The 6,926-nt window shown below is 69.1% G+C and carries 7 protein-coding genes and 1 tRNA gene; 3 read left to right on the forward strand and 5 right to left on the reverse strand.

Features of this window, described 5'->3' with window-relative positions:
• Positions 1 to 267: 267 nt before the first annotated feature.
• From rplA to QMK24_RS03770, 5 genes are all read right to left on the reverse strand, one after another.
• A complete protein-coding gene (rplA, locus tag QMK24_RS03750; protein WP_283463621.1) occupies positions 268 to 990 on the reverse strand; it encodes a 50S ribosomal protein L1 in 723 nt (240 codons plus the stop codon).
• 77 nt (positions 991 to 1,067) lie between these two features.
• Positions 1,068 to 1,502 (reverse strand): 50S ribosomal protein L11, encoded by a 435-nt coding sequence (gene rplK / locus QMK24_RS03755; RefSeq protein ID WP_138352882.1) that lies wholly within the window; start codon positions 1,500 to 1,502, stop codon positions 1,068 to 1,070.
• Between the two features lie 145 nt (positions 1,503 to 1,647).
• Entirely contained in the window at positions 1,648 to 2,565 is a 918-nt protein-coding gene (nusG, locus tag QMK24_RS03760; RefSeq protein ID WP_283463622.1) for a transcription termination/antitermination protein NusG, read from the reverse strand.
• A gap of 71 nt (positions 2,566 to 2,636) precedes the next feature.
• Positions 2,637 to 2,915 (reverse strand): preprotein translocase subunit SecE, encoded by a 279-nt coding sequence (secE, locus tag QMK24_RS03765; protein ID WP_283463623.1) that lies wholly within the window; start codon positions 2,913 to 2,915, stop codon positions 2,637 to 2,639.
• Between the two features lie 97 nt (positions 2,916 to 3,012).
• Positions 3,013 to 3,085 (reverse strand) — tRNA-Trp (locus QMK24_RS03770).
• Between the two features lie 158 nt (positions 3,086 to 3,243).
• On the opposite strand from QMK24_RS03770, the gene QMK24_RS03775 reads away from it, so the two are divergent.
• The 3 genes from QMK24_RS03775 (at position 3,244) to QMK24_RS03785 (ending at position 6,798) form a co-directional block, all read left to right on the forward strand.
• Positions 3,244 to 4,482 carry a pyridoxal phosphate-dependent aminotransferase gene (locus QMK24_RS03775; RefSeq protein ID WP_283463624.1) on the forward strand — a complete coding sequence of 413 codons (1,239 nt, stop codon included), beginning with the start codon at positions 3,244 to 3,246 and terminating at the stop codon, positions 4,480 to 4,482.
• 126 nt (positions 4,483 to 4,608) lie between these two features.
• Positions 4,609 to 5,628 carry an adenosine deaminase gene (locus tag QMK24_RS03780; protein ID WP_283463625.1) on the forward strand — a complete coding sequence of 340 codons (1,020 nt, stop codon included), beginning with the start codon at positions 4,609 to 4,611 and terminating at the stop codon, positions 5,626 to 5,628.
• Between the two features lie 69 nt (positions 5,629 to 5,697).
• A complete protein-coding gene (locus tag QMK24_RS03785; protein WP_283463626.1) occupies positions 5,698 to 6,798 on the forward strand; it encodes a low temperature requirement protein A in 1,101 nt (366 codons plus the stop codon).
• Positions 6,799 to 6,926 lie beyond the last annotated feature (128 nt).

A 6,926-nucleotide genomic window follows, 5' to 3' on the forward strand; every position in this document is an offset into this window, starting at 1 on the left:
TCCTTCGGCCGCCGCACCTCTTACGAGGGCACAGCAGCAACCAGCGGTCTTTGGCTTCCTGCGAAGAGTACGTGAACGGGTCGCCAACAGGCAAATCGCCTCAACGGGGCTGCTCACGGGCCCCGTACGAGCCTCGGAAGAGGCCGCCTGCGGACCGGCGTGGAAGCGGGCCGTAAAGGCCGCGTACGGGCCGGATACGCGACGGGCCGGGCCCCGCTCCCAGAAGGAGCGGGGCCCGGCCCGTCGCGTTGCGCGGCCGTGTCCGGATCAGACGCCGGCGGCGTCCTCCTCGACGAGGAGGTTGCGGGTGCGGTTCTGGTCCACCAGGATGCCCGGGCCCATCGTGGTGCTGATGGCGGCCTTCCTGATGTAGCGGCCCTTGGCGGCCGACGGCTTCAGACGAAGGATCTCGTCCAGGGCCGCGCCGTAGTTCTCGACCAGCTGCGCGTCATCGAACGACACCTTGCCGATGATGAAGTGCAGGTTCGAGTGCTTGTCGACGCGGAACTCGATCTTGCCGCCCTTGATCTCGGTCACGGCCTTGGCCACGTCCGGGGTCACGGTGCCGGTCTTCGGGTTCGGCATCAGGCCACGGGGACCGAGCACGCGGCCCAGCCGGCCGACCTTGCCCATGAGGTCCGGGGTGGCGACGACGGCGTCGAAGTCCAGACGGCCCTTGGCCACCTCTTCGATGAGTTCGTCGGAGCCGACGATGTCGGCGCCCGCGGCTTCCGCGGCCGCTGCACGGTCACCGGTCGCGAAGACCAGGACCCGGGCGGTCTTGCCGGTGCCGTGCGGAAGGTTCACGGTGCCGCGGACCATCTGGTCGGCCTTGCGCGGGTCAACGCCCAGACGCATGGCGACCTCGACGGTCGAGTCGAACTTCGTCGCTGCGGTGTCCTTGGCGATACGGACGGCCTCGAGCGGGGCGTACAGCTTGTCCCGGTCGATCTTCGCGTCCGCAGCGCGGAGAGTCTTGCTGCGCTTCACTGCTGCTCCTCAATGGTGAGTGGAGTCGTGGTACGGACCGCGCGCGGTCCTCCCACAGACGTGCTTCGGGGTGGCTGTCAGCCCTCGACCGTGATGCCCATGGAACGGGCGGTGCCGGCGATGATCTTCGACGCGGCGTCCAGGTCGTTGGCGTTCAGGTCCGGCATCTTGACCGTGGCGATGTCACGCACCTGAGCGGCGGTGAGCTTCGCGACCTTCTTGACGTGCGGCTCGCCGGAGCCCTTCTCCACGCCTGCGGCCTTGAGGATCAGCTTCGCGGCCGGCGGAGTCTTCGTGATGAAGGTGAAGGAGCGGTCGTCGTAGACCGTGATCTCCACCGGCACGACCATGCCACGCTGCGACTCGGTCGCGGCGTTGTAGGCCTTGCAGAACTCCATGATGTTGACGCCGTGCTGGCCCAGTGCGGGGCCGACCGGCGGCGCGGGGTTTGCGGCGCCCGCGTTGATCTGGAGCTTGATAAGCCCCGTGATCTTCTTCTTCTTGGGAGGCATTGCTCTCTCCGGGTCCTAGTGAGAGTTGTTTCGCCTGCTAGCAGGCATACCGCACCACGATAACGGGTATCGGGGCGAGGCCTGAAACCGAGCAGGTCAGACCAGCTGCGAGAGCCGGTCTGACCTGGTCGGACGCTTCAAAAATTCAGTTCTTCTGGATCTGGTCGAAGCTGAGCTCGACCGGAGTCTCGCGACCGAAGATCTCCACGAGACCCTTGATCTTCTTCGAGTCCGGGTTGATCTCGTTGATCGTCGCCTGCAGCGTCGCGAACGGGCCGTCGGTGACGGTGACAGAGTCGCCGACCTCGAAGTCCAGCACCTGGACCTCGATCTTGCGGGCCGGTCCGGTGCCGTCCGCGGCGGCGGCGGCCTCGGCGGCCGCCTCGACCTCGGGAGCCAGCATCTTCAGGATCTCGTCCAGCGTCAGCGGGTACGGGTCGTACGCGTTGCCCACGAAGCCGGTGACGCCCGGCGTGTTGCGGACGACGCCCCACGACTCGTTCGTCAGGTCCATGCGCACCAGCACATAGCCCGGAAGCTTGTTCTGCTTGACGGTCTTGCGCTCGCCGTTCTTGATCTGGGCTACTTCTTCCTGGGGCACTTCTGCCTGGTAGATGTAGTCCTCGACGTTCAGCGAGACGGCGCGCTGCTCCAGGTTGGACTTCACGCGGTTCTCGTAGCCGGCGTACGTGTGGATGACGTACCACTCGCCCGGCAGGGTGCGGAGCTCCTCGCGGAAGGCGGCGACCGGGTCGACCGGCTCCGGCTCTTCCACGGGCTCGGCGTCGCCCTCGGCGAGCTCGGCGTCGGCCTCGACGAGTACGGCCTCGGCCTCTTCGTCGGCGGCGTCCCCGGTCTCGTCCTGGGAGTCCTGAGCGTCCTCGGCGACGGCGTCGTCGGTCTCATCGATGACGTGGACGGCGGCCTTCTCGGCGGCTTCGCCCGCGGCTTCGTCGGCAGCCTCGGCCTGGTCGATGTCGCCGTCGGCTGCCTCGACGATGTCGAGCGCAGTGTCGTCGCCCTCGACGGACTCGTCGGCGTCGTACACGTTCGGGTCAGACACGGTGACTGCTTCTTCCTGACTTCAAGGGGTGGAACATGCGGACGGGCGCCGCAGGGGCATCCTCCGCAGGATCATCCGAAGACGTACGAGACGAGCTTCGCGAATCCAAAGTCAATCACGGACACAAGCCCGATGATGACGACAACGAAGACAATTACGACGCTCGTGTACGTCATGAGGTCTTGACGCGAAGGCCAGACGACCTTGCGGAGCTCGGCGACGATCTGCCGGTAGAAGAGGCCAAGACGGGCCAGTGGGCCCTTCTTTCCGCGCTTACCTCCGCGGCGGGCCTTCTTGTCCTGGGATGCGTCAGGCTCAGGGACCTCGATGGAGTCCGTGATTTCAGTCACTCGTCTTCACCTGACTCCGGGTCGTGGCCGTACCGCGCCCGTCGCGCGGTACGGCGAGTGCAATTACCTGCCCGCATCCTGGCGAGGACGCGTGTAGCAGGGCCGGAGGGACTTGAACCCCCAACCGCTGGTTTTGGAGACCAGTGCTCTACCAATTGAGCTACGACCCTTTGAGACTCCCCTCAACGTACCGCAGTTCGCGAGAGGGCCATCGACGGATGAGTGTACGTGTTCATGGGCCGGTCGTCGAACGGCTCCGCCGCCGGCCGCGCTGTCCACTCTGCAAACACCGGTGCCGGGGCGGTACGCCGTCTGGGACGATGCAGTCATGACCGCTGCCACTCCTCCCGCACAGTCCCCCGCCGACCGACGGGTGTCGGCCCGCATCGGATCGATCTCCGAGTCCGCGACCCTCGCCGTGGACGCCAAGGCGAAGGCCCTCAAGGCCGCCGGGCGTCCGGTCATCGGCTTCGGCGCCGGCGAGCCCGACTTCCCGACCCCCGGCTACATCGTCGAGGCCGCGGTGGAGGCGTGCCGGAACCCGAAGTACCACCGCTACACCCCGGCCGGCGGGCTGCCGGAGCTCAAGGCCGCCATCGCCGCCAAGACGCTGCGCGACTCGGGCTACGAGATCGACGCCTCCCAGGTGCTGGTCACCAACGGCGGCAAGCAGGCGATCTACGAGGCCTTCGCCGCGATCCTCGACCCGGGCGACGAAGTCATCGTCCCGGCGCCGTACTGGACCACCTACCCGGAGTCGATCCGGCTCGCGGGCGGCGTGCCCGTCGACGTCGTCGCCGACGAGACGACCGGCTACCGCGTGTCGGTCGAGCAGCTGGAGGCGGCGCGCACCCCGCGTACGAAGGTCGTCCTCTTCGTCTCCCCGTCGAACCCGACCGGCGCCGTCTACAGCGAGGCCGACGCCGAGGCCATCGGCCGCTGGGCCGTCGAGCACGGCCTGTGGGTGCTCACCGACGAGATCTACGAACACCTCGTCTACGGCGACGCGACGTTCACCTCGCTCCCGGCGATCCTTCCCGAGCTGCGCGACAAGTGCATCGTGGTGAACGGTGTCGCCAAGACGTACGCCATGACCGGCTGGCGCGTCGGGTGGATGATCGCCCCCAAGGACGTGATCAAGGCCGCGACGAACCTGCAGTCGCACGCCACCTCCAACGTCAGCAACGTCGCCCAGGCGGCGGCACTGGCGGCGGTCTCCGGGAACCTGGACGCGGTCGCCGAGATGCGCACCGCCTTCGACCGCCGGCGCCAGACCATCGTGCGGCTGCTGAACGACATCGACGGTGTGCTCTGCCCGACCCCCGAAGGCGCGTTCTACGCGTACCCGTCCGTGAAGGACCTGCTCGGCAAGGAGATCCGCGGCAAGCGCCCGCAGACGTCCGTCGAGCTGGCCGCCCTCATCCTGGACGAGGCCGAGGTCGCCGTCGTCCCCGGTGAGGCCTTCGGCACCCCCGGCTACCTGCGCCTTTCCTACGCACTGGGCGACGAGGACCTGATCGAGGGCGTCTCGCGGATCCAGAAGCTGCTCGGCGAGGCCCGCGCCTGATCCCGCCTGAATTGCTCCCTTCGACGGGCCCCCGGCTGCCACCGGGGGCCCGTTTTTGTTTTCGGGCAAGCCCCCGTTCGGCGAAATCGGTACCGGACGGCCTCACCCGTACGGCAGGATCCTCGGATGGCACGTGATGTCCGTCTGCTCCCCAAGGCCCATCTCCATCTGCACTTCACCGGCTCCATGCGGCCCGAGACCCTGCTGGAGCTCGCGGACCTGCACGGGGTGCACCTCCCCGAAGCGCTCACCTCCGGCCACCCGCCGAAACTGCGGGCCACCGACGAGCGGGGCTGGTTCCGCTTCCAGCGGCTCTACGACAGCGCGCGATGCTGTCTGCGCACCGCCGAGGACATCCAGCGGCTGGTCCGCGAGGCCGCCGAGGAGGACGCCAGGGACGGCTCCGGGTGGCTGGAGATCCAGGTCGACCCGACCTCGTACGCCCCCCGGCTCGGCGGTCTCATCCCGACCATGGAGATCATCCTGGACGCGGTGGAGAGCGCCTCCCGGGAGACCGGCGTCGGGATGGCCGTCATCGTCGCCGCCAACCGGATGAAGCACCCGCTCGACGCGCGCACCCTCGCCCGGCTCGCGGTGCGGTACGCCGACCGGGGCGTCGTCGGCTTCGGACTCTCCAACGACGAGCGGCGCGGGCTCGCCCGCGACTTCGACCGCGCCTTCGCGATCGCCCGTGAGGGCGGGCTGCTCGCCGCGCCGCACGGCGGTGAGCTCGCCGGGCCCAGCAGCGTCCGCGACTGCCTCGACGACCTCCACGCGGGGCGCGTCGGGCACGGGGTGCGGGCGGCCGAGGACCCCCGGCTGCTCAGGAAGCTCGCCGAGCGGCAGATCACCTGCGAGGTCTGCCCGGCGTCCAATGTCGCGCTCGGCGTCTACGAGAAGCCGGAGGACGTGCCGCTGCGCACCCTCTTCGACGCGGGCGTACCGATGGCGCTGGGCGCCGACGACCCGCTGCTCTTCGGGTCGCGGCTCGCCGCGCAGTACGAGATCGCGCGGGACTTCCACGCCTTCACCGACGAGGAGCTGGCGGAGCTGGCCCGGCAGTCGGTCCGGGGGTCGGCCGCGCCGCAGGACGTACGGGACCGGCTGCTCTCCGGAATCGACGACTGGCTCGCCCTGCCGGCCTGACCGTCCCGGTCCTGACCGTCCCAGTAGAGTCGTGCGCCGCAGGGGGCGGCGGGCATGACGGGGGCGGGGATGGCTGAGGCCGAAAAGCGGGTCACCTGGGCGGAGTTGTTCTTCGACCTGGTGTTCGTGTTCGCGATCACGCAGGTGAGCACGCTGCTGCACCAGGACCACTCCTGGGCGGGCGTGGGACGGGCGCTCATCGCGTTCGTGCCGCCCTACTGGGCCTGGGTGGGGATGTCGCTGCACGCCAACCGGCAGGATGTCGACAATCCGGTGGACCGGATCGGGATCTTCGCCGTCGGGCTGAGCGCGCTGTTCATGGGGCTGGCGCTGCCGCTGGCCTACGACGGGCGCGGAGTGCTCTACGGGGCCTCCTACTGGGCCGCGCGGCTGGTGCTGCAGGCACTGGTTCTCCGCTGGCAGGACGTACGGCTCAGCGCCTTCGCCGTCGGAGCCTGCGTCACCGGGCCGATGCTGATGGCCGGCGGTTTCCTCGACGGCCCGGCGCGTACCGCGCTCTGGGCGTCCGCCGCACTGATCGACCTGTCCATGCCGTTGCTGCTGCGGCGCAGACTGTCCCGGGTTCGGTTCCATGCCGGGCATCTGCCGGAACGCTTCGGACTGTTCCTGATCATCGCGCTCGGCGAGTCGATCGTGGCGATCGGCGCCCCGGCGACGGCGGCCGCGCACCTGGACACACGGGAGCTCACCGCCGTCGCGGCGGCCTTCACCCTCGCGGCCGGTCTGTGGTGGGTGTACTTCGCGTTCGCGGCGAGCGCGATCCAGCACGCGCTGGCCACCTCCGACCGGCAGATCGACACCATCCGCGAGGTCCTTTCCTACGCCCACCTCGGCTTCATCGGCGGGGTGATCGCGGTGGCGGTCGGCATGCACGACGCGGTGGCGCACCCGTCGGACCGGCTCGGGACGGGGGTGGCCGGGCTGCTCTACGGGGGCTGCGCGCTCTTCCTGGCCGTCTTCGGCTACACGCGGTGGCGGATGTTCGGCCTGTGGTCGACGACCCGGCTGACGGCCGCCGTCGTCGTACTCATCGCCCTCCCGCTCGCGGCGAGGCTGCCCGCGGTGGGCGCGCTGGGCCTGCTCGCGGTGATCGTCGCCGCCCTGAACGTCCTCGAATGGGTACGGGTGCGGCGGGCCGGAGCCCTGTAGCCCCAATACCAGTGACTTAAGGTATCGGATCCCAGCTTCGTGGGACCTTGGTCGGTGGGTTGATTGAGGCGGTGCGCCAGTGCGGGGCGATGGCCACGGCCTCGGCGGAGCTCCGGTCGGGCTGGGGA

The organism is Streptomyces sp. PH10-H1 (assembly GCF_030063355.1).
Taxonomy (GTDB): domain Bacteria; phylum Actinomycetota; class Actinomycetes; order Streptomycetales; family Streptomycetaceae; genus Actinacidiphila.

What these genes read in the sequence shown, in the direction of transcription:
- rplK (WP_138352882.1), bottom strand. Translation starts at nt 1,502, where the DNA reads ATGCCTCCCAAGAAGAAGAAGATCACGGGGCTTATCAAGCTCCAGATC.
- QMK24_RS03775 (WP_283463624.1), top strand. Translation starts at nt 3,244, where the DNA reads ATGACCGCTGCCACTCCTCCCGCACAGTCCCCCGCCGACCGACGGGTG.
- QMK24_RS03780 (WP_283463625.1), top strand. Translation starts at nt 4,609, where the DNA reads ATGGCACGTGATGTCCGTCTGCTCCCCAAGGCCCATCTCCATCTGCAC.
- QMK24_RS03785 (WP_283463626.1), top strand. Translation starts at nt 5,698, where the DNA reads ATGGCTGAGGCCGAAAAGCGGGTCACCTGGGCGGAGTTGTTCTTCGAC.